Consider the following 25214-nt stretch of genomic DNA (forward strand, 5'->3'; position numbering starts at 1 on the left):
GTTTATTTTTTGAAAACAATCTTGTATATTTTAAATTAAGGTCCAATTGTATATTGGATACAATCTACGATATAAGGAGTTGATTTTTATGAAGAAACTCTTTAAATGGCTTGATCACATCGAAGAAGGTTTGGCAGGAGTGCTATTTATTGGAGGAGTAGTCGTAAGTTTGTACGGAGTTTTTACAAGGTATGTTCTCAATGCGCCAGAATCATGGATTACGGAAATATTTGAATTTCTACTTACGTGGTCCATATTTATCGGTTTTGGGCTGGCGTTGAAGGATAACAGGCACATCCAAGTAGAATTATTATTTGACGTGCTTCCGAAGGGTCTAAAAAGAATAGTTGCAACGATTAGTAATCTAATCGGCGGTGGATTTTCCTTCTACCTTGCCTATTCTTCCATTGAATTAATAACTCTATCAAAAGAACAAGGAATTAAAACAATTGATGTCGGTATTCCAATATGGATTTCATATCTGGTTCTCCCAATCGGAATGGGTCTTCTCGGGTTCTACTTTTTTGTAAAGGCTTACAGAGCGGCGAAAGGCGATCATAGAGAGCTGATCGGCGAGATTGAACAGTTATATGAATCAATGCAAAATGGTGATGGAAAATCAGGTGAGAAAGGGGTAGGAGCATGAATCCAGTTTTAATGCTGTTTTTACTTTTTGCAGTACTGTGCTTATTACGCGTACCAATTGCTGTTAGTTTAGGCTTATCAAGTGTCATCGCTTTATCAATGGCCGATTTCACCCTTTACACCGTTATTCAGAAAATGTTTAACTCCTTAAACTCAGCCACCTTAATGGCCATTCCTGGTTTTGTATTCGCCGGAATTATTATGTCTAAAGGCGGCATCTCACACTATTTAATTGAGGCTTTAAAATCATGGGTTGGGCATATCCGGGGCGGACTTGCTGTCATCACCATCCTTGCTTGTATGATCTTTGCCGCCATTTCTGGTTCAAGCCCGGCCACAGCAGCAGCTGTCGGAAGTATTATGATTCCTGCAATGGTAGAAGCAGGTTATGGTAAAAGATATGCAATGGGGCTTGTAGCCGCATCAGGGACACTTGGAATTTTGATTCCACCTTCGATTCCATTAATCATTTATGGAACGGTTGCTGAAGAATCAATTGGAAAACTGTTCTCCGCTGGAATCGTCCCTGGATTAATGTTAGGCGGAATTCTATTAATCTCTGCAATTATTCATGCAAGAGTCCATAACTTTGGTAAATTGCCAAAACAGTCGATGGAGGAAAGATGGAGAAAGACTGCAAAAGCTTCTTGGGGCTTTTTCCTGCCAGTCCTTATTCTTGGTGGAATCTATTCAGGTGCTGTTACACCAACTGAGGCTGCCTTTGTATCATGTTTCTATGGATTATTCGTTTCTGTCTTTATCTACAGAGAACTGTCATTCCCTAAGTTTAGAGAAGTTCTGAAGGAATCTATTAACATTACGTCAATGATTTTTCTAGTCATTGCATCGGCAATGATCTTCGGTATGTTCCTAACAACGGAACAGGTACCACAGGCATTTGCGACATGGATTGAAACAAGTACATCAAATAAATGGATCTTTATGATTGGTGTCAACATTATGTTCTTTATTATGGGTATGTTCCTTGAATCCGTTGCTATCATTTTAATTACACTGCCAATTTTATTACCGGTACTGGCTTTATTTGATATTAATGTCATCCATTTTGCGATCATTATGACCATAAATATGGAGTTGGCGATGATTTCACCGCCAGTTGGGCTAAATCTATTCGTCGTCAGTGGGATCACGAGGGAAAAGGTCGGAGAGGTCGTCAGAGGGGTGTTGCCATTCTTTGCTCTGATGGTTCTAGCACTCGCCATTGTTATTATTTTCCCACAGGTAGCATTGGTTTTGGCGAAATAGCCTGATTTCCAAGATAAAAGGATCTGCTTACTCATATAACAGGGTAAGCTGTTCTTTTTCTGTGTATCCAATATCCTAAAGGAAGGAGTTCATGGAATTGATACGATCCTATTTATTTGTTCCTGCAACCTCCACCAAAATGTTTGAAAAAGCGCTGGTAAGTGCAGCTGATTGTGTCATTTTTGATTTGGAGGATGCCGTAGCGATCTCTGAAAAACAAGAGGCAAGAGAACGTGCGAAAAATTTTCTCTTAAACAACCAGCCGGAGAAAGATGTGTTGATTAGAATCAACGATATCACCACGCATTTTTGGCGGGAAGATTTAGAAGCAGCTATTGAAGCAGGGGCCAGTGGGGTCATGGTACCGAAGGCTGAAAGCGCCATTAGTATGAAGACGTTATGCGAAACAGCTCTAATTAGTCTCGAAAGACAGAAAAGAGATCTTCATTCCTTTGCGGTTATCCCGTTAATTGAAACCGCAAGAGGGATTCAATTTGCCTATGATATTGCATCCGCCAATTATTTGGTTAAAAGATTAGCATTTGGTTCCATTGATTATTCCTTGGATGTCGATTGCGAACTAACGGATGAGGGGACCGAATTGCTCTTTGCCAGGTCGCAGGTGGTAACTGCTTCAAAAGCGGCGGGGATTGGCAGTCCGATCGATTCGGTATACCCTGATCTAGCAAATGAGGCGGGGTTAATTAATGAGTCGCAGAGAGCGAGGCGGCTTGGGTTCAAGGCAAAGCTTGCCATTCACCCTAAGCAATTGCCGCCGATTCATGAAATTTTCTCCCCAAGCAAAAAGGAAATGGAAGCGGCTTTAGAAATTGTCAATGCCTTTGAAGCCGCAGAGCAGCAAGGGATTGCCTCGATTGCGGTCGGGAATAAGCTGGTGGATTATCCGGTTTATAAAAAAGCGAAAGCGTTATTAGAGTCAGTAATTTTATAAGAGAAAAATGATGGAGGAACCACAAATGGTAACCGAAAAACTAGCCTTACATATTACCAATACTTCTTACGAGGATTTTAATGAAAATGCGATCAGAGAAGCGAAAAGAAGTCTATTAAACTGGCTTGGAGTGGCGATTGGCGCGGCCAACCATGAATCGATGGATATGGTGCTTAACGTATCAAAACTAACAGACAGTCAGCCGCAAGCAACTGTGCTGGGAAGAAATGAAAAAGTCGATATCCTGTTTGCGAGCCTATTAAATGGGATGTCTTCGCATATCTTTGATTTTGACGATACCTTACTAGAAACTGTTTTACATCCGTCAGCACCTGTTTTTCCAGCGATCCTCGCATATGCCGAGCAGCAAAAGAAAACCGGGAAGGATGTTCTTGAAGCGTTTATCATTGGCTGCGAGGTCGAAGCAAGACTTGCCTTAAGTGTCTATCCATCTCATTACTGGCGCGGCTGGCATATTACCGGCAGTGTGGGCGGAATTGGGGCCGCTGCAGCGATTTGTAAGCTGATGGGCTTAGATATTGAAAAAACGATTTATGCTCTGGGAATTGCAGCAACCGATCCAACTGGGTTACGCGAAATGTTTGGCACTATGACAAAGCCTTATCACCCGGGAAAAGCGGCAATGAATGGGTTATTAGCAGCACTTGTGGGCGCTCAAGGCTTTACCGCCTCCAAAAAACCTCTTGAAGCCGAGCGTGGATTCCTGAATGTCTTATCTGAAGAGAATAAAGCAGAGCTAATTACGGAACAATGGGGCGAAAAATGGGAAGTAGAGAAAAACAGCTACAAGCCTTTTGCCAGCGGAATCGTTACCCATCCAGCCATTGATGCCATTATAACGATCCAAAAGGAGCATAAACTACAAGTAGAAGAAGTGGAGTCAATCGTTATCACGGCCCATCCACTTGTGAAAGAACTGACTGGCAAAACGGCCATCACGATAGGGCTGGAAGGAAAGTTCAGTGTCTATCATTGTGTCGCAGCCGGGTTCTTTAACCTGAAGGCAGGCGTCTATGAATTCACAGATGAATATGTCAACGACCCTTCTGTAAAAAATCTTCGTGACAAAATAACGCTTGTTATCGATGAGAAGATAAAAGAAGATCAGGTCCATTTAACTGTTAAGTTAACAAATGGCCGGGAAATCTCCCTTTTTGTTGAACATGCGATTGGAAGCGCAGATACTCCAATGACAGATGAACAAATCAAAGAGAAATTCCTGGATGTTACAGGAGAAGTCATCTGTTCGGTGGCAAAAAATGAACTCATTGACCTTATCGACCGCTTTGAAGAGGTTGAGGATTTGACTTCGTTCTTCCATCTCTGCCAGCCAAAAGAGACCGCCAATCAATACTAAACAAATCACCGAGGGAACAGCGTTCAGGTTCCTAAGGTGATTATGTATTTCTAAATAAAAAGGAGAGAATTATGGCTTTCCCAAATACAAGGGTGAAAGTAAATGTTGTAGCGAAGCCGAAGCAAAGGTCTTCTCTAGAAGTAAAAAAAATCATCCTATTGCTGCTTGGAATCGCGTTGATGGCGGGAGTCTATTTCATCCTTCCCGCCAACTATACAGGATCAGCCCGAATGATGCTATCATGTTTGGTACTAAGTGTGTTTTACTGGACGTTTGAGCCGATCCCGATTGGCTTAACGGCGGTTATTTTATTAATCATAATGCTCGTTTTCGGAGTAGTCACAACAGATGTCGTCTATAGTGGATTTGCTTCGCCTGCTGTATTTCTGATCATTGGCGGGATGATGCTGGCAAAAGGGGTCAATGATACGACACTGACCAAAAGAATTGCCTATATTTTCTTATCAAAATGGGGAGGTACAGCTAAGGGGCTCTTGGCAAGCATCCTAATGATTCCACAAATCCAATCCTTTTTTATCCCAGCCGCTGCAGTTCGGGCTCAGTTGATGCTTCCGATTGCAACAATGTCACTTGATACCATCGGGGAAAAGGCAAAAGGGAATCTTAGAAAAATGATTCTTCTTGGCGTGGCGTTTGGCGGGACAGTCAGCGGGACTGCGGTGATGACGGCTGCGATTGGGAATATTTTAACGGTTGAATTATTAAAAGAGTTTGTTGGGATTAAAATCACCTATATTCAGTGGTTTACCTATACCTTCCCAATTTGGCTCATTATGATCCCAATACTATGGATTACTTTATTGAAAAGCTTCCCCTTAACAGAAGAAGAGAAACACTTTCCGCATGTACAACAGGAATTGGAAAATAAGCTGGAGGAATTAGGAAGGTTAAATGTTGAGGAGAAAAAGTGTTTAGCCATCCTATTCATTATCGTGGCATTATGGTTTACCGAGCCCCTGCATGGGCTGCACCCCAGTGTTCCAGCACTGATTGGGGTGGTGTTAATGGCCTTACCGGGAATTGGCTTCACCAGTTGGGGTAATTTAGTAAAAATCAATTTTGATACGGTCCTGTTGATGGGGGTAACACTGTCTCTAGGCTACGCTTTCAATAAGTCGGGAGCCGCCAAGCTGATTGGAGACAGCTTAAGTTCAGAATGGATTCTCTACTTTCTCCATTCACCGGTGGTCGCCGTAATCACGATTCTCGTGATTACCCATATTCTTCATTTAGCAGTGGCAAATGTTTCAACGGCAGTTGTCACCCTTGTTCCGATTTTTATCGGATTATCAACGAAAGCAGGGGCAGACCCTGTGCTAATTTGTTTGACAGCCTCCATAGCTTGTTTACATGGCTATATTCTGGTGGTGGAAGCTACACCAAATATCATTGTCTATAGTTCTGGCCGGATTCAGCAAAAGGAGTTCCTCATGCCGGGATTGTGGTTAACGGGTCTAATGAGTGTCGTTGTGATTGTGATTGCGGTTACTTGGTGGAACTGGCTTGGACTACTTTAAGAAACATTTATAATAAATTTGCAAATCTATGGACAATTGAAAACGGATTCTGTATCCTATTCAAAAACAGGATAATAAGAGGTATTTAAATATGCTTGAAAAAAATCGACTTATGATAGAAAACAGAGATACCTTGCATTTAAAAGTATGTAATATTATTCGCGAAGCCATTTTAAAAGGAGAGTTAAAACCTGGCCAACGCCTTAAACAATCGGATCTTGCCGATGCGATGGGTGTCAGCCGGATGCCAATCCGGGAAGCGCTGCAAAAACTCGAAGCCGAAGGACTGATCAAGCTTGAGCCGCATAAAGGGGCAGTGGTAAAGTCGATTGAAGTAGGCGATATCGAAGAGATATATGCACTCCGAACGGAATTGGAAAAAATGGCTGTCTACCAAAGTGTGGAGCATTTAACGGATGAAGACCATCAGCAATTAACGACCTTGGTAGAGCAAATGGAAGCGAGCGAAGATGTGGATGAATTTATCCGTTACAATATTGAATTTCATCGTCTATTAATGAAGCGGAGCAGCTGGGAGCGGCTCAATTCCTTTATTAGCACCTTATGGAATGGTCTGCCGCAGCAAACTCCTCATATTTTAAAAGGCCAAAAAGAAACATCGAATGTGGAGCACAGAAGTATCTTAAATGCCGTGTTAAACAGAGATAAGGAAACGGCAGCGAATCTCGTTTCCAACCATATTTCGCGAACCGGCAATATGTTAGTAAAGAGATTAAAAGAAGAGGGAAAAAAATAGTTCTCTCTTTTTTGATAAAATTGTATCCAATATCCAAAATAAGAATGTGAGGGAAGTAAAATGACATTATCAAAAAGATTAGCTGAATATGTGTGCCAAACGAGTTTTGAAGATTTACCTGAACATGTCGTGGAGTTTACGAAAATCTGTATCCTTGATTGGTATGGCTCTGCCATCGCTGGAAAAGACATGCCGCCAATCCAAGCGGTGAAGGAACTTGTCGAAGAATGGGGCGGTCATGAACAAGCAAGTCTCGTCACGGGAGGAAAATCCTCACTAGGCAATGCAGTGTTGGTCAATGCTGCCTCCAGCCATATTGTGGAGCTCGACGATATTCATAAATCTTCGATTATTCATGCCGGTACCGTGGTCATTCCGGCCGCCGTTGCCGCAGCAGAAGCCTATGACCTTAGCGGCAAAGAATTGATTACGGCAGTGGCCGTTGGCTATGAAGTGTGTTACCGAATTGGCGAGGCTGTATCGCCATCGCACTATTATTTTTGGCATAATACCGCCACATGCGGCACATTTGGCTCTGCCGCTGCGGTAGCGAAGCTAGTAAACTTAAATGTGGAGCAAACGATGCATGCCCTCGGAAATGCCGGCAGCCAAGCGGCAGGACTGTGGGAATTTATCGAAGACGGGGCCAACACAAAACAATTGCACACCGCTAAAGCAGCCTACAACGGGACACTCGCCGCCCTGCTTGCCAAAAAGAACTTCACGGGAGCAACAAAAATTTTAGAGGGAAAAAGAGGGTTCTTTGAAGCGATGGCTGAATCGGCAGACCCATCGAAAATCACGAAGAATCTCGGACATGAATGGAAGATCATCGAGAACAGCTTTAAGATCCATGCATCATGTCGCCATACCCATCCAGCCATCGATTGTATCCTCGACATCATGAATGATCATTCCATTGCGTATCAACAGATTGATAGAATCACAATTAAGACTTATCAAACCGTCCTGAATATTACCGACAAACCAAACCCTGACAGTATCTACGCCTGTAAATTCAGCAGTCAGTTTTGCGCTGCCCTGGCTGCAGTAAAGGGCTCCGCTTCGTTACGGGATTTCACGACTGAAAGCTTACAAGATTCCGAGATTTTAAATCTTATGGAAAAAGTAGACGTAGTCGTCGATTCCTATTATGAGGAAGCCTATCCAGAAAAATGGGGAGCGAAAGTCGAAATTGCTCTTTCAAATGGGAAAATTTTTGAACAAGCAACCGATTATCCAAAGGGTGACCCTGAAAAAATGGCCACAAAAGAGGAACTAATCCAGAAGTTTATCATGATGACTGCTGAAAAGTTAGAACATCCTGAAGCAGAGGTCGAAGCGATTTTCAAATTAGATTCAATCAGTACGAGAGAATGGCTGAGGAAACAAGAAATCAGCCGTTTACAACAGTAATGGAGGATATCGCTATTTCATATCGAACTAAATTATTGGGAGTGGTTTGAAAAATGCCCATGAATGTTGATGTCATCGTGATTGGCGGGGGCCAGGCCGCGCTTGCAGCAGCGATAGCGGTTAGGGAAGAAGGGGCACGTGTTGCCATAATCACCAAAGGGAAAGCGGGATTTGGCGGTTCATCCGTTATTTCTGATGGCGTCCAATCAGCCATTTTTTCAACAGGGGATTCGCCTGAAACCTTTTTCGAAGATATTATCCGTGGCGGCCGAAATCTATCAAATCCAATGCTAGCTAGAATTCTAGCTGAGGAGTGTACCTTCAGGGTCAACGAGCTGGAGAGTAAATTCGGCATCCCCTTGGAACGAGAGCTGAAAATCAGTACGCCCGGACACTCGTTCCCCCGCAGGGTTTATGCCGCAAACGGACTCGGGAAAAACACAACAAAAGTATTGAGACAATACGCGCTGGAAATCGGCGTAGAATTATTCGAGCACTCCACCTTGATTGATTTAATCAAGGTGGACCAGGCTGTGGTCGGTGTGGTCGTCGAAAAGGCAGCGGAATTACATGCTTTTTACGCGCCATCTACGATACTGGCAACAGGTGGATTCGGAGGGCTTTATGCGTCTACTGATAATCCAAAGGATGTATCAGGAGAGGGGATTGGTATGGCGTGGAGGCATGGTGCCGAGCTGGTCGGGATGGAATTTGTTCAGTTTTATCCGTATCGGCTGAAGCATCCTGCGAACGTAGATGTCATGACTAGGATTTTTGGAAAAGGGGCCGTCCTTTTAAATAACGCTTCGAAACGCTTTATGGCGGATTTTCCAAGAAAAGAGCTGGAAACACGAGATATTCTAAGCTACGAAATGTTCAAGCAAAACGATGTGTACCTTGACCTTTCTAATGTTTCTGATGAGGATTTAGCGAAGGACAGTCCATATGTATACCGGCTTGTTAAAAAAGGACATCAAGGGGAGTGGAAAATGTACCCTGTTCAGCATTATTGCATGGGCGGGATTAAAGTGGATGAATGGGGCAGAACGAGTTTACAAGGATTATATGCCTGTGGGGAAACAACCGGCGGACTCCACGGGGCGAATCGGCTTGGAGGAGGTTCTCTGACAGAAGCACTTGTGTTTGGGCATCGGACAGGGAAGATGGCGGCTCAAGAAGGTGTGACTGTTCCAAAAGCGGTCGAAATTCCTACTTTTGGGGAAAACACTTTACCTAATGGAAAAGAGTTGGAGGTAACACAGCAACTGAAAGAGATCATGTGGAACCTTGTTGGAATCGAAAGAACCACTAATTCCTTACAGCAGGCGGAAAAAGAACTAGACCGGCTGGCGGAGGAATTAAATGAGGAAAAAGGTGTCACGGCACTTCAGCTCCAAGATAAAGTCCGGGCAGCATGGGCAGCCGCGTTTGCCGGTGCGATGAGGAAAGAAAGCAGAGGGGCCCATATCCTTCAGGATGTAAAAGAGGAACAGAAACAATGGGAAGGAAACCTTGTTATTAAAGGGAAAACCATTGAATTCAGGAGAGAAACCGTGAGTGAAAGGACATAACTTTTTTAACAAAAAGGGGAAGATGGCTGTGCGAACGATTTTTTATGAAGAGATTGTCAATCAGGTGGCCAACATGTGCCAAGAGGCCAATTTTGAGCTGGGCCAGGATGTGATTCAAGCCTTTCAAGCTGCTTTGAAAAAAGAAACCTCCGAAACGGGGAAAGACATTTTAGAGCAATTGCTGCTGAATGCTGATATCGCTAGGTCCGAGCGTGTGCCAATGTGTCAGGATACAGGCGTTTCCGTTTTCATTGTCGAAGTCGGTCAAGATTGCCACATTAGCGGAGGCACTCTCTACGATGCAATTAATGAAGGGGTTAAGAAAGGCTACGAAGAGGGCTATTTAAGACACTCAATTGTTGACCATCCGATCACTAGGGAGAAGAGTAAAGGCTATAATACCCCGTCGATCATTCATATTGAATTGGTACCGGGTGAGGACCTCGTCATTCATATGTCAGCAAAAGGCGGCGGCAGTGAAAATATGAGTGCCTTAAAAATGTTGAAGCCTGCAGATGGCTTAGACGGGATTAAGGACTATATTTTAAGTATCGTTGCCCAAGCAGGGCCGAATGCCTGTCCGCCGTTAGTTGTCGGAGTGGGAATCGGCGGGAATTTCGAGCGCTGTGCTTATTTAGCGAAGAAGTCGTTATTTAGGCCAATTGGTCATCGCAGTGAACGGCCGGAAATCGCGGAGCTGGAGAAGGAATTGATGGGAAAAATCAATGAGCTAGGTATTGGGCCGCAAGGAATGGGCGGGAATGCAACGGCCCTTGATGTGAAAATTGAAATTGAACCTTGTCATATTGCCGCGCTGCCCGTCGCTGTGAATTTGAACTGCCATGCCAGCAGGCATAAAGAGGTCAGAATTTAGGGGGGAGTATCAGTGTCAGCTATTCACATCACCAATCCAATATCCGAACAAGAATTACTGAAATTAAAAGCGGGCGATCGAGTATTTTTAAGCGGAACCATTTATACAGCCAGGGATGCTGCCCATAAACGAATGTTCGAAGCGCTGCAAAAGGGGGAAGAATTACCTTTTGATGTTGCCGGACAAACGATTTATTATGTCGGTCCGACTCCTGCCAAGCCAGGAGCTGTGATAGGTTCAGCCGGTCCGACCACCAGCGGCCGGATGGACAAATATACTCCCGTCTTATTGGATCTCGGTTTAAAAGGAATGATTGGAAAAGGCTACCGCAGTGAAGAAGTGATTGAATCGATGAAGAAAAATAAAGCCGTTTATTTTGCTGCCATCGGCGGTTCGGGAGCACTGATTGCCAAAACCATTCAATCTGTTGAAGTGGTCGCTTACGAAGACCTGGGCCCAGAAGCGATTTATAAATTAACCATCAAAAACTTTCCTGTCGTGGTCATCATTGATAGTGAGGGAAATGACTGGTATAAAATAGGGAAACAGCAATTTTTTGAGCAAATCCAAGTAAAGGGTGCTGACATTTAATGTCGGCAACCTTTTTTTGAGAAAAGAGAAATAAATTTATGAATATTCGAAAAACTGTTGAAATTGTATTTTGGATACAGTATCCTATTTATATAGAAAAACATCATTTTCCTATAATGGAGGAACCGAATACGATGAAAGTAGCTGATCAAGTCACGATTTACGAAGTTGGCTTACGGGATGGGCTTCAGTTAGAGTCAAAAGTATTAACGGTGGATGAGAAGGTTGAGATTTTTTCTTTATTGCAGAAGGCGAATGTATCCCAAATTGAATTTGGTTCATTCGTCCATCCAAAACTCGTCCCGCAAATGGCCAATACGGCAGCATTTTATGAGCATCTAAAGTCATACCCTGAGCTCAGTCTGGTCGCTCTTGTACCTAATTTGAAGGGGCTCGAGCTGGCTAAACAAACAGGCGTAAAGTCTGTTAATTATGTTTTTTCAGCAAGTAATACCCATAACGAACAGAATGTTCGGCAGACCACCGAACAGTCATTGGAAAACTTCAAGTATTTATCGCAATTTGCATCAGATAACGAGATCAACCTTAACGTTACAGTTGCTACCTCATTTGGCTGTCCCTTTGAAGGTCCAGTTCCGCGACAACGCATCATGAATCTGATTGAACAACTTCTCTTACATAACATCAAAAGAATTACACTAGCAGATACAACAGGAATGGCCAATCCGAAGCAGGTCTATCAATTGACGAAGGAAGTCGTGAATGAATGGAACAATGTTGAATTTGGCTGCCACTTCCATAATACAAGGGGTATGGGTCTTTCTAATATCCTTGCCGGTTTAGAGGCAGGAATCACCGTTTTCGACGCATCCTTAGGCGGGATTGGCGGCTGTCCATTTGCTCCTGGTGCAACAGGGAATGTTTGCACCGAGGATGTGGTCCACATGTTGGAAGAAATGGGCGTCCGCACTTCTATCAATCTTGATGGTTTAATCGAAGCTTCCCATCGGCTGGGGGAATTACTGGAACATGACTTGCCAGGACAAGTCGCAAAAGCAGGGAAAAGCTCCCGCTTGTATCCTGTACCAAATAAATCTACAAGTTCTTTATGTTAAGGGGATGAGCATATATGCTAGTTAAAACCTATGAAACTATCAAATTAGAGCGGGCCGAGAGCCATCAAGGAATCGCCGTTTTAACCCTGAACCGTCCGGAATCCATGAACGCGATGAATACAAAAATGGCGTTGGAATTAATCGAAGCTTTTGAGGAACTTAAATACGATGAATCGGTCCGCGTTTTGGTGCTTACTGGTTCAGGTACTAAGAGCTTTTGTGTGGGGGCCGACCTAAAAGAGCGGAATGGCATGTCCCAGAAGGACTGGAAGAAACAGCATGACTATTTTGAAAAAGTAACCGAGTGTATTCGCGAATTCCCGTATCCGGTGATTGTTGCCATTAATGGTTATGCACTAGGAGGCGGCCTTGAAATGTCGCTAAGCTGTGACCTTCGAACCGCTGCTGAGGGTGTTGGACTCGGACTGCCGGAGGCGAAACTGGGATTAATTCCTGGCATCGGCGGCTCTCAATTGCTTCCTCGCATTCTACCAATTGGGTTAGCGAAGGAAATGTTGTATACCGGAAAACGGATTACAGCAGAAGAAGGTAAGCAGTGGGGACTAATTAATCATGTCTTTGAGAGTGAATCCCTATTGGCGGAAACTATTAAATTAGCTGAAACCATTGCAATAAACGCACCGCTTTCCCTAAAAGCATTGAAGAAGGCGGTTAATAAAGGGACTGAAACAGATTTGGCCACGGGTATTGTCTTAGAATTAGAAGCTTACTATAGATGTGCGAACTCAGAAGACCGGTTGGAAGGCATTTATGCCTTTAATGAAAAGCGGGCTCCGGAGTGGAAAGGGCGTTAACGGGTGGATTGATAAGGGTTATTTGCGGATAAGTGGGTGAAACTTGCGGAAAACCGAGTTTAATTTGCGGATAAGAGGCCCTTACTTGCGGATAATCGAGTCCAACTTGCGGATAAGGTTTTTACTTGCGGAAAACCGAGTCTAACTTGCGGGTAACAGGTCTTTACTTGCGGATAACCCAGTCCAACTTGCGGGTATACAAAACAGTACTATGCAAACCATTAAAAAATGATCGCGGAGGTATATAAAAATGTCAAATACAAAAATAGTAGAAAATACAGAACATGAAATGATTCGGAAAAGCGTTCGAGCTTTATGTGAGCGCTTTCCAGAAGATTACTGGCGGGAAACTGATGAAAAAGATGCCTATCCTACCGCCTTTGTCCAAGCGCTAACTGAAGAGGGATGGTTATCTGTATTAATTCCTGAAGAATACGGCGGTGCTGGACTAGGAATGACGGAAGCTTGCATCATTTTAGAAGAGATCAATCGCTCAGGAGGCAACTCCGGTGCCTGCCACGCCCAAATGTATACCATGGGCGCTCTTCTTCGCCATGGGAATGAGGACCAGAAACGAAGATATCTTCCTAAAATCGCAAGCGGCGAACTTCGACTGCAAGCATTCGGCATCACCGAACCTACCGCTGGAAGCGATACAACCAGCATCCAAACCTTTGCTGAAAGAGTCGGAGACAAATACGTGGTTCATGGTCAAAAAATCTGGACATCAAGAGCGGCACATTCCGACTTAATGTTGTTATTGGCTAGAACGACACCAAAAGACCAAGTAGCGAAAAAGACAGACGGGTTGAGCCTGTTTATTTTAGACATGAAGGAACAAGCGGATAAAATCGATATCCGCCCGATTGATACGATGATCAATCACGCAACGACAGAAGTATTTTTTGAAGGAGCGGAAATCCCGGTTGAGAATCGAATTGGGGAAGAAGGAAAAGGCTTCCGCTATGTGTTAGGCGGAATGAATGCAGAGAGAATTCTCATTGCATCTGAATCAATTGGTGATGGCATGTACTTTGTTGATAAAGCCGTCCAATATGCCAATGAGCGCGAAGTATTTGGCCGTCCAATTGGGAAAAACCAAGGGGTTCAATTCCCAATTTCTAAAGGCTATATGGATATCCAAGCTGCTAAATTGATGAGAGATAAGGCTGCAGAAATGTTTGATGCTGGAATGGATTGCGGGGCTGAGGCGAACATGTCAAAATATCTTGCATCCGAAGCTACATGGCGCGCAGCGAATGCCGCAATGGACACATTTGGCGGCTATGGTTTTGCAAAAGAATATCATATCGAACGAAAATTTAGGGAAGCCCGTCTGTTTATTGTAGCACCGATAACCAACAACCTGGTTGTAAGTTATGTTGGACAGCATGTCCTTGGATTACCACGTTCATTTTAAGACAACATCAGGAGGACCTTTTTTAAAAAAAGGGTCCTCTCTTTGAAAAGGGGGAGCCAAGATGCCAGGACCATTAAGCGGCATTCGAGTAGTGGATGTAACAACAAATGTTTCAGGGCCAAGTTTAACGATGATTCTTGCGGATTTAGGGGCAGAAATTATTAAAATTGAACGGCCTGATATTGGTGACGATTCGAGAGGAATGGGACCATTTTGGGAAGGAGAAGGCGTTTATTTCCTTCACATCAACCGTAATAAACAATCGGTCGTCATTGATTTAAAAAAGGAAAGCGGCCGAGAAATCGTCTATGACCTTGTCAAGACGGCAGACGTTTTTGTTGAAAACTTCCGCTTTCAAAAAGCGGAAAAAATGGGCCTTGGTTATGAGAGACTAAAAGAATTGAATCCTTCGTTGGTATATTGTTCTTTATCAGCCTACGGTCAAGATGGTCCACTTTGTGACCGGCCGGGTTATGATGCGATTGCCCAAGCAGATTCCGGGATTATTGGCATTAACGGCGCAGAAGGAGCGGAAATTGCACGTGTTCCAGTTTCGGTCCTCGATCAAGGGAGTGCGATGTGGGGAGCCATCGGGGTCATTTCGGCACTTTTTCATAAACAAAAGACAGGGGAAGGCCAATTAGTCACTACTTCCCTTTATGAAACTGGGGTATTCTGGGTCGGCTATCATATGCTGTCATGGCTTGCGACGGGAAATGAGCCTAAGAAAAACGGTGCCGGACACACAGCCTTTGCACCGTATGGAGCCTTCCACGCAAGTGACGCACCTGTGATGATCGGAATCTCCAATAATTCCTTATTCAAACGTTTATGCAAGGTGCTCGGAAAGGAAGAATGGGTTGAGGACCCGCGTTACAAAAATAACCCTGAGCGAGTAGAGCATCGAGAAAATTTAAGAGTGGCGATTGAAAACATTCTCCAAGCTAAAACGGCGGATGAGTGGGTACAGCTATTAGTAGATGCAGGAGTCCCAAGCTCAAAGGTGAAGAAAATATCAGAAGTAGTCCAGGATCAGCAGACAGAAGCGATCCAGATGTGGACTGATGTTGAACACTCAACTATTAAAGACTTCAAACTGCCAAGACTTCCTTTTGAGCTTAGCAGTTCACCTGTGTCCATTCAAAAGGCTCCACCTAAACTGGGCGGGAATACAGAGGAGATATTAAACAAGCTTGGTTACAACAAAGAACAAATAGAACAGCTTTTAAATGACGGGACCATCCAAATAGAGGCTAAAAAGCTAGAATCGCATAAATAGTTTACAAGGAACCCACTGCCAAATTGTAGGCAGTGGGCGTTCGTTTTCTTGTTGACAACACTAATTGGCAGGAAATACAGTAAATGTAAAAGGGAACAGAGAGGGGAAACCGTAATGAAAGCAATTGTCGTCACCGGCTTTGGCGGTACAGAAAACCTAAAATACAAAGATGTTGAAATGCCAGTTATCGCTGAAAACGAAGTACTAATTAGAGTTGTGAAAACGAGTGTGAATTTTGCCGATATTAAATCAAGATACGGGCAAAAAGGAGCAACACTACCGTTTATCCCTGGTTTAGATGCCACAGGATTTATTGAAAAAATAGGAAGCAAGGTATCGGGGCTCGTAGAAGGACAAAGAGTCATCGCCTTCCCGAAAAATGGTTCGTATGCGGAATATGTGGCGGCATCGGATCAATTAGTGTTTCCTATTCCAGATGAATTCGATTTCAGGACAGCAGCCGCTTGTCCGATTGTGTCTTTTTTGTCGTACCGTTTATTGAAAAATATTGCCGCCATGGAAAAGGGAGAAACAGTATTAGTTCATTCTGCGGCTGGCGGGGTAGGGACCACCGCCATTCAAGTTGCCAAGATTTTGGGAGCAAAGACGGTCATCGGGACGGTTGGCAGCAGGGATAAAATGAAGGTGGCTGAAGAAAGTGGAGCGGACTTCGTTATTTGCTATGAGGAGGAAGATTTCGCGCCCATCGTAAATGAGATTACCAATGGGCAGGGTGTGGACATTGTCCTCGACTCCCTTTCCGGCGCCGTCACGGAAAATAGCTTCATTTGTTTAGCACCATATGGCAGGCTGGTCCACTACGGTAATTCCAGCGGACATGTAGGAACCATTAAAACGGTTGATTTACATGCTAGCTGCAGAAATGTATTAGGGTTTAGTCTAGGGACCACAAGAAAATTAAGGCCGCATTTATTAAAAGAAACGGCTGAAGAGGTGTTTCCGCTTATCGTGAATAACCAGCTAAAAATAAAGGTGGGACATGAATACAGTCTGGAAGAGGCTGCAGATGCTCATAACTTAATGGAAAATAGGCTGAATAACGGGAAAATATTATTGAATGTGGATCCAAATTTTTAAATTAAAAATTTGGTTAAAAAATGGAACAAATAGCCATATTAAATATAGATAAAATATGTTAGGGAGAATCCCCAATGATCTATATTTATAACGACTATGGCGGTACACATACAACTTCGTTGGCTGCCGCCTATCATTTAAAACAATTACCTCAATCGGAAAGAAAACTAACTACCGAAGAAATATTAAATGTGAAGTATTTTAACAAACTTACAAAAAAGGATTTTGGAAAACTCATTTTTCATGGTACGGATGAGGATGGGAACAAAGTTTATTCGATTGGCCGGAAAAGAAACAAACTCGTTGTACCAGCGATGAAGGAGATAATTTTACTACTTCAAGAGAAATTTCAGTTTGAAGAAAAAATCGTTTTTTCCAATACCTCACCTACCGTTCCACTTTCGATGTCATTTGGAGGATTTTTTTCGAGAGGCTTGAAGATAGACTTTATTGGCGTACCGTTACTAGTGAGAGGTGCCAAGCAATGCTGTGATAATATTTATCGGTTGGTTGAAAACACCAAACAAGTTGGAAAAACCCCATTCAACGAAAATGTGATTATTTTAGACAATGAAATGTATAAGTAGTTACTTAAGTCAACATGAGAAATCCGGTAGCTTAGATGGGTCGTACGTAACACCGGATCTATCTAATTATGAAGTGAGAATGAATTTCAAGATTTAGGTAGACTATTTTTGGTAGTGGGCTTCAAGAAATCCCTTAACAATAAACGAAGGATTACTAAACAAAACGAAGGCTTGTATTGCAAGCCTTCGTTTTCATTAAAAAATACATAGATATTACTTCAGGTGATCATTAAGTACACTTTCCTCCAAAACAGCGAATTTGTCCCCATAAACCTTTGTAATATGCTTTTCTCCCCAAGAACATAAAGAATCAAGTATCCCTTTCAAACTCAATCCATATTCACTAAGTTCATATTCTACTTTTGGTGGAATTTGATTATGCACAATGCGGTTTATGACACCGTCATCCTCCAGTTCACGTAATTGCTGGGTCAACATTTTTTGTGTAATGTTTGGCATCAGCCGTTTCAATTCGCTTGTGCGTTTTTTGCCGTGTGTAAGATGGCAAAGGATGACACACTTCCATTTTCCTCCTATAACTTCCAATGTGGCTTCAACGGCAATATTATATTTCTTATTATTCATGATACCTCCAGATCCATAGGTACTAAAAAGTACCTATCGCACTATTTGGTGCCTATAGCACTTTAAAGTACGTACTTTTCTATTAGATTGATATGTTTCATAATAACATGTGCCGGTCAAACTTCAACATATTCAATATTTATCTGCTAGCAGATTGAATCATACTACAATACTTTGCTCAGGAGGGGAACCATTTTATGTCCTTTGATAAGAAAAAGAGTACATTGGCGCTCTTGGCATTGGCAGTGAGCGCATTTGCAATTGGAACAACAGAATTTATCAGTGTAGGTTTATTGCCACTTATAGCGAAAGATTTACAAATTTCAGTCACGACAGCTGGATTAACGGTTTCACTGTATGCATTAGGGGTAACCTTTGGGGCGCCTATCCTAACGTCTCTTACATCTAGTATGTCACGTAAGTCTTTATTACTTTGGATTATGATTGTTTTTATAATTGGCAACAGCATTGCAGCCAGTGCTGATAGTATCGGTGTTTTACTAGGTGCCCGTGTTATTTCTGCATTTTCACATGGGGTGTTCATGTCGATTGGATCTACTATTGCTGCTGATTTGGTACCGGAAAACCGCCGGGCAAGTGCGATTGCCATCATGTTTACAGGGCTTACGGTAGCCACTATTACAGGCGTTCCGTTTGGTACGTTCATCGGCCAAGAATTTGGGTGGAGAACATCCTTTATCGCAATAGTCGTAGTTGGAATCATTGCGTTCATTGCTACTAGCATCCTTGTTCCATCTCAATTGCGTAAAGGTGTTCGTACAGCATTACGCGACCAGTTCAAACTACTGTCGAATGGCCGATTATTACTTTTATTTGCGATTACAGCCTTGGGATATGGTGGGACGTTCGTTGTCTTTACGTATTTATCACCACTGCTTCAGGAAATAACAGGCTTTAAAGAAGGAACAGTTGCTGTCATTTTGCTGGTATACGGCGTTGCAATTGCAATCGGAAATGTGATTGGCGGGAAGGCCGCAAACCGAAAGCCGATTGCCGCATTATTCTATATGTTTATACTACAAACCATCGTACTTTTCGTCTTAACGTTTACTGCTCCATTTAAGGCCGCAGCCCTCATAACCATCATTTTTATGGGGCTATTAGCTTTTATGAATGTGCCTGGATTGCAGGTTTATGTCGTAATGTTGGCTGAACGTTTTGTACCGAGTGCAGTAGATGTTGCTTCTGCCATCAACATTGCAGCATTTAACGCTGGAATCGCCATCGGTTCCTACTTAGGGGGAGTTATAACGGATTCAATCGGGCTCATTCATACGCCTTGGATAGGGGCATTGATGGTGGCAGGAGCGGTGTTTTTAACAGGCTGGAGCCGAGCGCTGGAGCGAAAAGATGAAAAATCGGCTGACAGGAATCACGAACATATTTTTCAATACAATTAGGGGGTTATTTTTATGACAGTAAAAAATTTAAAAGATACAACAACATTAAATAACGGAGTACAAATGCCTTGGTTTGGCATCGGAGTGTTTAAAGTGGAAGAAGGTCCGGAACTGGTTGAGGCAGTAAAAACAGCGATTAAACATGGGTATCGCAGCATTGATACAGCAGCCATTTACGGAAATGAAGAAGGAGTCGGACAAGGTATAAGAGAAGGAATGAAGGAGGCAGGCATTTCCAGAGAAGAATTATTTGTAACCTCGAAGGTTTGGAATGCTGATTTAGGGTACGACTCGTCTATCGCAGCCTACGAAAAAAGCTTAAACAAACTCGAGTTGGAATACCTGGATTTATTCCTCATTCACTGGCCTGTAGAAGGTAAATACAAAGAGTCTTGGAGAGCTTTAGAGACTCTTTATAAAGAAGGTAGAGTCAAAGCAATTGGAGTAAGTAATTTTCAGATTCATCATCTTGAGGATTTAATGAAAGATGCGGAAATTGTTCCAATGGTGAACCAAGTAGAGTACCATCCGCGTTTGACTCAAAAAGGGCTTCAAACGTTTTGCATGGAACACGGCATTCAAATGGAGGCTTGGTCACCGCTCATGCAAGGCCAGTTACTAGATAATCAAGTGCTGCAAGAAATCGCGGATAAGTATAACAAATCGGTTGCTCAAGTGATTTTACGCTGGGACTTACAAAACGGCGTTGTAACAATTCCAAAATCCACAAAAGAACATCGCATTGTTGAAAACGCGGAAGTATTTGATTTTATGTTAACAGAAGAAGACATGAAACGAATTGATGGCTTGAACCAGAATCACCGTGTCGGTCCAGACCCAGACAATTTTGATTTTTAAATAAAACGATTTTGGACTCATCATTAAGATGGGTCCTTTTAGTATACAAATAATAAAATATCTTATTTTCCTTATTTTTAATATGGTAATATTAATAGTGATTTAATGATTATGGAAATATGAGGTAATGGAGATAATGGATGAACAGTACTGGGTAATCTTAAAGGCGCTTTACGAGAAGAAGAATATCACGAAAACGGCTGAAAGTTTATATATATCCCAACCATCATTAACAAAGAAAATCCAACAAATAGAAAAAGAGTACCAAGTAGAAATTGTCAAACGGGGAACGAAAGGTGTTCACTTTACACCCCAAGGAGAATATTTAGCTCAATGTGCGGATGAAATGTTGGGTCGTTTTCAACAGATTAAAGATAGAGTTTTAAATATGGATGAAGAGGTTAGCGGAACCTTACGATTAGGGGTTTCTAATTACATAACTAGGCACAAGCTGCCACAACTTTTAAAGCTTTTTCGTGAGCAGTTCCCAAAGGTAAATTATAAAGTGACAACAGGATGGAGCAGGGATGTATTTAATCTTGTTTACAGTGGGGATGTCCACATCGGGATGGTCCGCGGGGACTATCAGTGGCCAGATTCAAAACTACTACTCTTTGAAGAAAATCTTTGTGTGACTTCATTAGAAAAAATTGAACTTCATGACTTGCCTTCATTACCGAGAATTGAATATGAAACAGATGCTTTATTAAAGACGATGATTGATAATTGGTGGAGCGGTGAATTTTCACAGCCGCCTTTTATAGGCATGGAAGTGGATAAAGCCGATACATGCAAAGAAATGGTTTTGAACGGATTGGGATATGGGATCCTTCCTAGTGTTCTTATTCAGGAGCATCAACACCTTAACCGAATCATTTTAAAAGATAAAAAAGGGAATCCTATTGTAAGAAGGACATGGATGTTCTATCATCAAAAATCTCTTGAGACCAAAGTAATTAAAGAGTTTGTAGAATTTGTGAAAAAATTGGATTTTAAATCTTCTATTTAAAAAGCGTGGGCATATGCTCAGGCTTTTTTACTTGGTATCAATTGGTGAATGTTGTCATTCCTTTTTTGAATGATGGTCGATAATTTATTTGTATTTCACCTATTTGGATATTGTTTTTAAAATGAAATGGATGAGAGGTGAGAGGAATTGGAGGGCAATTCAAAAAATCTTATTACATTTATAACGGAGCAAGAAGGGAAAGATATCGAGGCAATCTTGATGGATGAGGTCACGGGGACAGTTGGATTTAGTTTTATGAGCTACATTAAAAGCTCAAAAGTTCATATTCAATCCGGGAGAATAACAGTGAGCGAACCTAAAACCGGAAAATATTTTTGCTTACCAATGAGCGATATCAAGCAGATTTGCGATGAAAGCTGTGGACCGTATGATCTAGCATTAACAATTGAATATAACAATGGTTATTCCATTTTTATACAAATATTTGAATCTTAATAGTTAACATACAGATACCATTCTTTAAATGGAGAGGATTATTTTATGAGCATTTTATTTCACATCACTTTGTATGTTATTTTACCCATATTTGCCCTTATTGGAGCTGGAGCATTTCTTCATAGAAAATTTAAATTCGATATGCATACCTTATCGAAATTAAATTCTTATTTCCTTATGCCTGCTGTGAGTTTTACCAATGTCTATCAGAGTAAAATTAGAGGGGATACACTTCTGCAAATTCTTAGTTTCCTAGTCTTACAAAGTCTTTGTTTAATGATTTTCAGTACAGGTATATCTAAAATGGCGAAATTTGAGAGTAGTCTTTCATCGACCTTTAAAAACAGTGTTGTACTAGTTAATTCGGGTAATTATGGATTACCTGTCAGCCAGGTTGTTTTTCAGCAGAATCCTCTTGGTCTATCAATCCAAGTTGTGGTCATGATTTTTCAAAATCTCTTAACTTATACATATGGATTATTTAATTCTGTTTCTGTTGATAAGGCAAAATTCCAAGCGGTAAAAGCATTTTTGAAAAATCCTGTCTTCTATGCATTTTTGATTGGAGTCTTTCTCAATGCAGTATCTATAAGAATTCCAGAATTCATCTGGACTCCTATTAAAAATACTTCAAACGCATTTATCGCGATAGCACTTGTTACACTTGGTGCACAAAGCGCTTTCCTGAAAATAAGCAGCTTCTCGCTGCCTTTAGTTCTAAGCCTAATCGGACGTCTCATTTTTTCACCGTGTATGGCGTTGATCATCATTTTAACATTGAAGCTGGACGGTATTACAGCACAGTCATTGTTTATTGCGAGCTCTTTTCCAACTTCAAGAAATAGTTCGTTGTTTGCACTGGAATATGGAAACCATCCTGAATATGCAGCACAAACCGTTTTGTTGTCTACCATATTCAGCATGATAACAGTAACGACAGTTATTTTTTCTGCTAATTTGTTATTTTCATAATTAGTCTATTTTATTTATTATTAGTAGGCAAAATAAAAACCCGTCCATAAAGAATAACTTGAAGAGGGTCTAAATATAATGGATTCGATGGCATGAAAATGGGCCTTTTCAGCACATATTTAAACACAGTAAAGCGATTTTAAAATCCCTTAAATGAACGGGAGGGGTGTTCTTGTTTAAAGAGAGTATAGACCCTTATTTGCACGTTCGCTATGCCAAGAATCCTGTCTATACCCCTGATGGTCAAAAGCTTAGCTTTATTGCTGATTATACGGGCACTCCACAGGTTTGGGAGCTCAATCGTGGGGAAGAATGGCCTGCTCAAATTTCTTTTACAAAAGAAAGAATTACCTTTGTTGGACTTGTTAAGAGTACTTCTGACCGGATTATTGGGATGGATGTGGGCGGAAATGAAAATCAGCAGTTGTTCTTACTCAAGGAGGATGGGAAACTGATTGAACTGACAAAGTCACCCAATCATGTTCATCGATATGGTGGCAGCTCCCCGGATGGAAAATGGATTGTCTGGTCAAGCAATCGCCGGAATCTAGCATTTTTTGATATTTATATTCAAAGTTTAGTAACACTGGAATATCATCCTTTGTTAACCGGAGATGGCCTTTTTACAGCAGTGGAATGGTCTCCTGATGGGAAATCATTATTAGTCCAAAAGACAAATTCTCCCCTGGATAATGATTTAGGCATACTCGACCTGGCAACAGGGTCTGTTGATTGGATAACAGAGCATAAAGGAGAAGCGAGTTTTCGAGAAGTCCATTTTAACAAGGATGGAGATCATATCTATGTATTAACGAACAAAGATAGTGAATTTTTTGGGCTTGCACTTATCCATATAAAAACCAAGCATTTCGTGTGGCTGGAGCAAGGAAATTGGGATTTTGAAGAACTCGAAATGAATTCTGATAAAAATTTGTTAGCCTTTTCCGTGAATGAGGGAGGAGTATCTAAGGGGGTAATTTTAGACATAAATCGAAGTTACCTTTATTCCTGGAAAACACCAACTGGAATCATAAAAGATTTAAAATTTTCCCCTGATAACAAAAAACTGGCTTATGTTTTCAATGGCCCGGCATATCCATCTGATATTTGGGAGCTCGATTTAGAAAGCATACAGTCAGAAAGACTTACCTATGTTTCCCGTTCCCCACTACTTCAAGATAAATTAGTTGAGCCAGAGCTTATAAGTTATCGCTCATTTGATCATCTTGAAATTCCAGCATTTTTTTATAAACCAAAGATTACAACTGAAAAATTTCCGTTAGTCATTGTCATTCACGGAGGTCCTGAGAGCCAGTCTCGTGCTGTATACAACCCAGTTGTACAGTATTTAATCGGTAAAGGGTATGCGGTGTGCACACCAAATATTCGTGGGAGTACAGGTTATGGAAAAACGTTCACGAAATTGGATGATGTCCGAAAAAGAATGGATGCCCTGAAGGATATTGTTTTTTTAGTTGAATGGCTAAAGGTGAATGGGAACATCGATTCTAATAGGATAGGAATCATGGGAGGCAGCTATGGAGGATTTATGGTCCTCGCAGCCATCAGCCACTATCCACAGCTTTGGTCTGCCGCGATTGATATTGTGGGGATGTCGAGCCTTAGAACGTTTTTGGAAACTACCCATCCTTGGCGCAAGAAGCTTAGGGAAGCGGAATACGGGACGATTGAAAGAGATGGAGACTTTTTTGATAAAATCGATCCATTGAATCATACAAGTCGCATAACCACTCCGTTATTGGTGATCCATGGGGAAGGTGACCCTCGTGTCCATATTAAAGAATCCGAGCAAATCGTCAATAAACTGAAGGGAAAACAACACCCTGTTGACTTTATTCGCTTCGAAGATGAAGGCCATACGATTTCTAAGCTAAAAAACAAAGAAATTGCCTACAAGGCAATCGTAGAATTTCTTGAACGATGTTTTGGAATCGAAGACAAAAGAAGCAGGGGATTTAAATGGAGTCGGGAATATCCTTTCTTCTTTGGTTAAATCTCAGACAAAAAGGACTGACCAAAACTTGGTTAGTCCTTTTTGCTAAACAATGTATGGCCCATGGAGCGTCTATTACAGTAATAGTAAAGAATAGGACAAACAGCCTGCCGATATTCCGAGGATTGCTCCGACAATCACGTCAGATGGATAGTGGAGGCCTAAATAAATTCTTGATACTCCTACACATACACCCACGAGAATCAGAACCAAAGAAAATGTCGGGATCGTTAAGATATAGGGAGTCAAAACGGCAAATATGGCGGTTGTATGACCCGAAGGGAAGGAATGGTCCTGTAAGGGATTCTCCAGTATATTCGTTTTTTCAATCGTCAAATAAGGTCTTTTTCTCGGAAAAAATTCTTTTGCGAGATGGACCGGGATGTGGCTCGCTGCCAAAGCAAGAGCACTAGAAATAGCAAGGAGCCGCGTTTCCCTGGACCATGCAGTTAGAAAAAGAAGAATCGAGCTGATAATCGTAAATCTCGCTCCTCCGAAATGTGTGATCGTTCGAAAAAAGAGGTTTAACAAATAAAGATGAAAATACCGGTTAATTCTCTGGAAGATTCGACAATCGAATCCGTAAAGGACATGAATGATTTTGCTCATGCTCGTCTCCCCTTATAAGTAAAATAC

The 25214-nt window shown here is 41.9% G+C and carries 24 protein-coding genes; 22 read left to right on the forward strand and 2 right to left on the reverse strand.

Features of this window, described 5'->3' with window-relative positions:
• Nucleotides 1–88: 88 nt before the first annotated feature.
• From ACFPA1_RS19675 to ACFPA1_RS19750, 16 genes are all read left to right on the forward strand, one after another.
• On the forward strand, nucleotides 89–646 hold the full coding sequence (locus tag ACFPA1_RS19675) for a TRAP transporter small permease (protein WP_213145530.1): 558 nt from the start codon (nucleotides 89–91) through the stop codon (nucleotides 644–646).
• On the forward strand, nucleotides 643–1911 hold the full coding sequence (locus ACFPA1_RS19680; RefSeq protein WP_213145531.1) for a TRAP transporter large permease: 1269 nt from the start codon (nucleotides 643–645) through the stop codon (nucleotides 1909–1911). Before ACFPA1_RS19675 ends, ACFPA1_RS19680 begins: the two co-directional genes overlap by 4 nt.
• Nucleotides 1912–2002: 91 nt before the next feature.
• Nucleotides 2003–2863: an HpcH/HpaI aldolase/citrate lyase family protein gene (locus tag ACFPA1_RS19685; protein ID WP_378584901.1), complete on the forward strand. Its 861-nt coding sequence runs from the start codon at nucleotides 2003–2005 to the stop codon at nucleotides 2861–2863.
• Nucleotides 2864–2888: 25 nt separating this feature from the next.
• Nucleotides 2889–4241: an MmgE/PrpD family protein gene (locus ACFPA1_RS19690; protein ID WP_378584903.1), complete on the forward strand. Its 1353-nt coding sequence runs from the start codon at nucleotides 2889–2891 to the stop codon at nucleotides 4239–4241.
• 71 nt (nucleotides 4242–4312) lie between these two features.
• Complete coding sequence (locus tag ACFPA1_RS19695) at nucleotides 4313–5779, forward strand: SLC13 family permease (protein WP_213145534.1); 1467 nt, start codon at nucleotides 4313–4315, stop codon at nucleotides 5777–5779.
• Nucleotides 5780–5870: 91 nt separating this feature from the next.
• On the forward strand, nucleotides 5871–6536 hold the full coding sequence (locus ACFPA1_RS19700) for a GntR family transcriptional regulator (protein ID WP_213145535.1): 666 nt from the start codon (nucleotides 5871–5873) through the stop codon (nucleotides 6534–6536).
• Nucleotides 6537–6596: 60 nt separating this feature from the next.
• Nucleotides 6597–7952, forward strand: a complete 1356-nt coding sequence (locus tag ACFPA1_RS19705) for an MmgE/PrpD family protein (RefSeq protein ID WP_213145536.1) — start codon at nucleotides 6597–6599, stop codon at nucleotides 7950–7952.
• Between the two features lie 53 nt (nucleotides 7953–8005).
• Nucleotides 8006–9523, forward strand: coding sequence for an FAD-binding protein (locus tag ACFPA1_RS19710; protein WP_378584904.1), 1518 nt, complete (start codon nucleotides 8006–8008; stop codon nucleotides 9521–9523).
• 22 nt (nucleotides 9524–9545) lie between these two features.
• Nucleotides 9546–10397, forward strand: a complete 852-nt coding sequence (locus ACFPA1_RS19715; protein ID WP_378584905.1) for a fumarate hydratase — start codon at nucleotides 9546–9548, stop codon at nucleotides 10395–10397.
• A 12-nt stretch (nucleotides 10398–10409) separates the two neighbouring features.
• Nucleotides 10410–10988 carry a Fe-S-containing hydro-lyase gene (locus tag ACFPA1_RS19720; protein ID WP_378584907.1) on the forward strand — a complete coding sequence of 193 codons (579 nt, stop codon included), beginning with the start codon at nucleotides 10410–10412 and terminating at the stop codon, nucleotides 10986–10988.
• 134 nt (nucleotides 10989–11122) lie between these two features.
• Complete coding sequence (locus ACFPA1_RS19725) at nucleotides 11123–12064, forward strand: hydroxymethylglutaryl-CoA lyase (RefSeq protein WP_378584908.1); 942 nt, start codon at nucleotides 11123–11125, stop codon at nucleotides 12062–12064.
• A gap of 14 nt (nucleotides 12065–12078) precedes the next feature.
• A complete protein-coding gene (locus ACFPA1_RS19730; RefSeq protein WP_378584909.1) occupies nucleotides 12079–12879 on the forward strand; it encodes an enoyl-CoA hydratase/isomerase family protein in 801 nt (266 codons plus the stop codon).
• 250 nt (nucleotides 12880–13129) lie between these two features.
• The gene (locus ACFPA1_RS19735; protein ID WP_213145540.1) at nucleotides 13130–14299 is read left to right on the forward strand and encodes an acyl-CoA dehydrogenase family protein; all 1170 of its coding nucleotides are present in this window, start codon (nucleotides 13130–13132) and stop codon (nucleotides 14297–14299) included.
• Between the two features lie 61 nt (nucleotides 14300–14360).
• Nucleotides 14361–15578 carry a CaiB/BaiF CoA transferase family protein gene (locus tag ACFPA1_RS19740; RefSeq protein WP_378584910.1) on the forward strand — a complete coding sequence of 406 codons (1218 nt, stop codon included), beginning with the start codon at nucleotides 14361–14363 and terminating at the stop codon, nucleotides 15576–15578.
• Between the two features lie 114 nt (nucleotides 15579–15692).
• Nucleotides 15693–16676 carry a quinone oxidoreductase family protein gene (locus ACFPA1_RS19745; protein ID WP_378584911.1) on the forward strand — a complete coding sequence of 328 codons (984 nt, stop codon included), beginning with the start codon at nucleotides 15693–15695 and terminating at the stop codon, nucleotides 16674–16676.
• Between the two features lie 74 nt (nucleotides 16677–16750).
• Complete coding sequence (locus tag ACFPA1_RS19750; RefSeq protein ID WP_213145543.1) at nucleotides 16751–17263, forward strand: DUF3189 family protein; 513 nt, start codon at nucleotides 16751–16753, stop codon at nucleotides 17261–17263.
• 213 nt (nucleotides 17264–17476) lie between these two features.
• On the opposite strand, the gene ACFPA1_RS19755 is transcribed toward ACFPA1_RS19750, so the two are convergent.
• Nucleotides 17477–17848, reverse strand: a complete 372-nt coding sequence (locus tag ACFPA1_RS19755; protein ID WP_213145544.1) for a winged helix-turn-helix transcriptional regulator — start codon at nucleotides 17846–17848, stop codon at nucleotides 17477–17479.
• Nucleotides 17849–18045: 197 nt separating this feature from the next.
• On the opposite strand from ACFPA1_RS19755, the gene ACFPA1_RS19760 reads away from it, so the two are divergent.
• The 6 genes from ACFPA1_RS19760 to ACFPA1_RS19785 all read left to right on the forward strand — a co-directional run bounded on the left by ACFPA1_RS19760 (nucleotide 18046) and on the right by ACFPA1_RS19785 (nucleotide 24578).
• Entirely contained in the window at nucleotides 18046–19269 is a 1224-nt protein-coding gene (locus ACFPA1_RS19760; protein WP_378584914.1) for an MFS transporter, read from the forward strand.
• 12 nt (nucleotides 19270–19281) lie between these two features.
• Complete coding sequence (locus ACFPA1_RS19765; protein WP_378584915.1) at nucleotides 19282–20127, forward strand: aldo/keto reductase; 846 nt, start codon at nucleotides 19282–19284, stop codon at nucleotides 20125–20127.
• Nucleotides 20128–20263: 136 nt separating this feature from the next.
• Complete coding sequence (locus ACFPA1_RS19770) at nucleotides 20264–21136, forward strand: LysR family transcriptional regulator (RefSeq protein WP_378584917.1); 873 nt, start codon at nucleotides 20264–20266, stop codon at nucleotides 21134–21136.
• A gap of 147 nt (nucleotides 21137–21283) precedes the next feature.
• The gene (locus tag ACFPA1_RS19775) at nucleotides 21284–21592 is read left to right on the forward strand and encodes a hypothetical protein (protein ID WP_378584919.1); all 309 of its coding nucleotides are present in this window, start codon (nucleotides 21284–21286) and stop codon (nucleotides 21590–21592) included.
• A 45-nt stretch (nucleotides 21593–21637) separates the two neighbouring features.
• The gene (locus ACFPA1_RS19780) at nucleotides 21638–22564 is read left to right on the forward strand and encodes an AEC family transporter (protein WP_378584920.1); all 927 of its coding nucleotides are present in this window, start codon (nucleotides 21638–21640) and stop codon (nucleotides 22562–22564) included.
• Between the two features lie 172 nt (nucleotides 22565–22736).
• A complete protein-coding gene (locus tag ACFPA1_RS19785) occupies nucleotides 22737–24578 on the forward strand; it encodes an alpha/beta hydrolase family protein (protein WP_378584921.1) in 1842 nt (613 codons plus the stop codon).
• Between the two features lie 75 nt (nucleotides 24579–24653).
• Here ACFPA1_RS19785 and ACFPA1_RS19790 read toward each other — a convergent pair whose 3' ends face one another.
• The gene (locus ACFPA1_RS19790) at nucleotides 24654–25187 is read right to left on the reverse strand and encodes a phosphatase PAP2 family protein (RefSeq protein ID WP_213145548.1); all 534 of its coding nucleotides are present in this window, start codon (nucleotides 25185–25187) and stop codon (nucleotides 24654–24656) included.
• Between the last annotated feature and the right edge of the window lie 27 nt (nucleotides 25188–25214).

This window comes from Neobacillus sp. GCM10023253 (assembly GCF_042653105.1).
Lineage (GTDB): Bacteria > Bacillota > Bacilli > Bacillales > Cytobacillaceae > Neobacillus > Neobacillus citreus.

Excerpts from the sequence above, each read along its gene's own strand:
- ACFPA1_RS19740 (WP_378584910.1), top strand. The coding sequence starts at position 14,361 with ATGCCAGGACCATTAAGCGGCATTCGAGTAGTGGATGTAACAACAAAT.
- ACFPA1_RS19715 (WP_378584905.1), top strand. The coding sequence starts at position 9,546 with ATGGCTGTGCGAACGATTTTTTATGAAGAGATTGTCAATCAGGTGGCC.
- ACFPA1_RS19680 (WP_213145531.1), top strand. The coding sequence starts at position 643 with ATGAATCCAGTTTTAATGCTGTTTTTACTTTTTGCAGTACTGTGCTTA.
- ACFPA1_RS19675 (WP_213145530.1), top strand. The coding sequence starts at position 89 with ATGAAGAAACTCTTTAAATGGCTTGATCACATCGAAGAAGGTTTGGCA.
- ACFPA1_RS19755 (WP_213145544.1), bottom strand. The coding sequence starts at position 17,848 with ATGAATAATAAGAAATATAATATTGCCGTTGAAGCCACATTGGAAGTT.
- ACFPA1_RS19750 (WP_213145543.1), top strand. The coding sequence starts at position 16,751 with ATGATCTATATTTATAACGACTATGGCGGTACACATACAACTTCGTTG.
- ACFPA1_RS19685 (WP_378584901.1), top strand. The coding sequence starts at position 2,003 with ATGGAATTGATACGATCCTATTTATTTGTTCCTGCAACCTCCACCAAA.
- ACFPA1_RS19770 (WP_378584917.1), top strand. The coding sequence starts at position 20,264 with ATGGATGAACAGTACTGGGTAATCTTAAAGGCGCTTTACGAGAAGAAG.
- ACFPA1_RS19745 (WP_378584911.1), top strand. The coding sequence starts at position 15,693 with ATGAAAGCAATTGTCGTCACCGGCTTTGGCGGTACAGAAAACCTAAAA.
- ACFPA1_RS19725 (WP_378584908.1), top strand. The coding sequence starts at position 11,123 with ATGAAAGTAGCTGATCAAGTCACGATTTACGAAGTTGGCTTACGGGAT.
- ACFPA1_RS19760 (WP_378584914.1), top strand. The coding sequence starts at position 18,046 with ATGTCCTTTGATAAGAAAAAGAGTACATTGGCGCTCTTGGCATTGGCA.
- ACFPA1_RS19690 (WP_378584903.1), top strand. The coding sequence starts at position 2,889 with ATGGTAACCGAAAAACTAGCCTTACATATTACCAATACTTCTTACGAG.
- ACFPA1_RS19735 (WP_213145540.1), top strand. The coding sequence starts at position 13,130 with ATGTCAAATACAAAAATAGTAGAAAATACAGAACATGAAATGATTCGG.
- ACFPA1_RS19705 (WP_213145536.1), top strand. The coding sequence starts at position 6,597 with ATGACATTATCAAAAAGATTAGCTGAATATGTGTGCCAAACGAGTTTT.
- ACFPA1_RS19695 (WP_213145534.1), top strand. The coding sequence starts at position 4,313 with ATGGCTTTCCCAAATACAAGGGTGAAAGTAAATGTTGTAGCGAAGCCG.
- ACFPA1_RS19700 (WP_213145535.1), top strand. The coding sequence starts at position 5,871 with ATGCTTGAAAAAAATCGACTTATGATAGAAAACAGAGATACCTTGCAT.
- ACFPA1_RS19710 (WP_378584904.1), top strand. The coding sequence starts at position 8,006 with ATGCCCATGAATGTTGATGTCATCGTGATTGGCGGGGGCCAGGCCGCG.
- ACFPA1_RS19765 (WP_378584915.1), top strand. The coding sequence starts at position 19,282 with ATGACAGTAAAAAATTTAAAAGATACAACAACATTAAATAACGGAGTA.
- ACFPA1_RS19790 (WP_213145548.1), bottom strand. The coding sequence starts at position 25,187 with ATGAGCAAAATCATTCATGTCCTTTACGGATTCGATTGTCGAATCTTC.
- ACFPA1_RS19780 (WP_378584920.1), top strand. The coding sequence starts at position 21,638 with ATGAGCATTTTATTTCACATCACTTTGTATGTTATTTTACCCATATTT.
- ACFPA1_RS19730 (WP_378584909.1), top strand. The coding sequence starts at position 12,079 with ATGCTAGTTAAAACCTATGAAACTATCAAATTAGAGCGGGCCGAGAGC.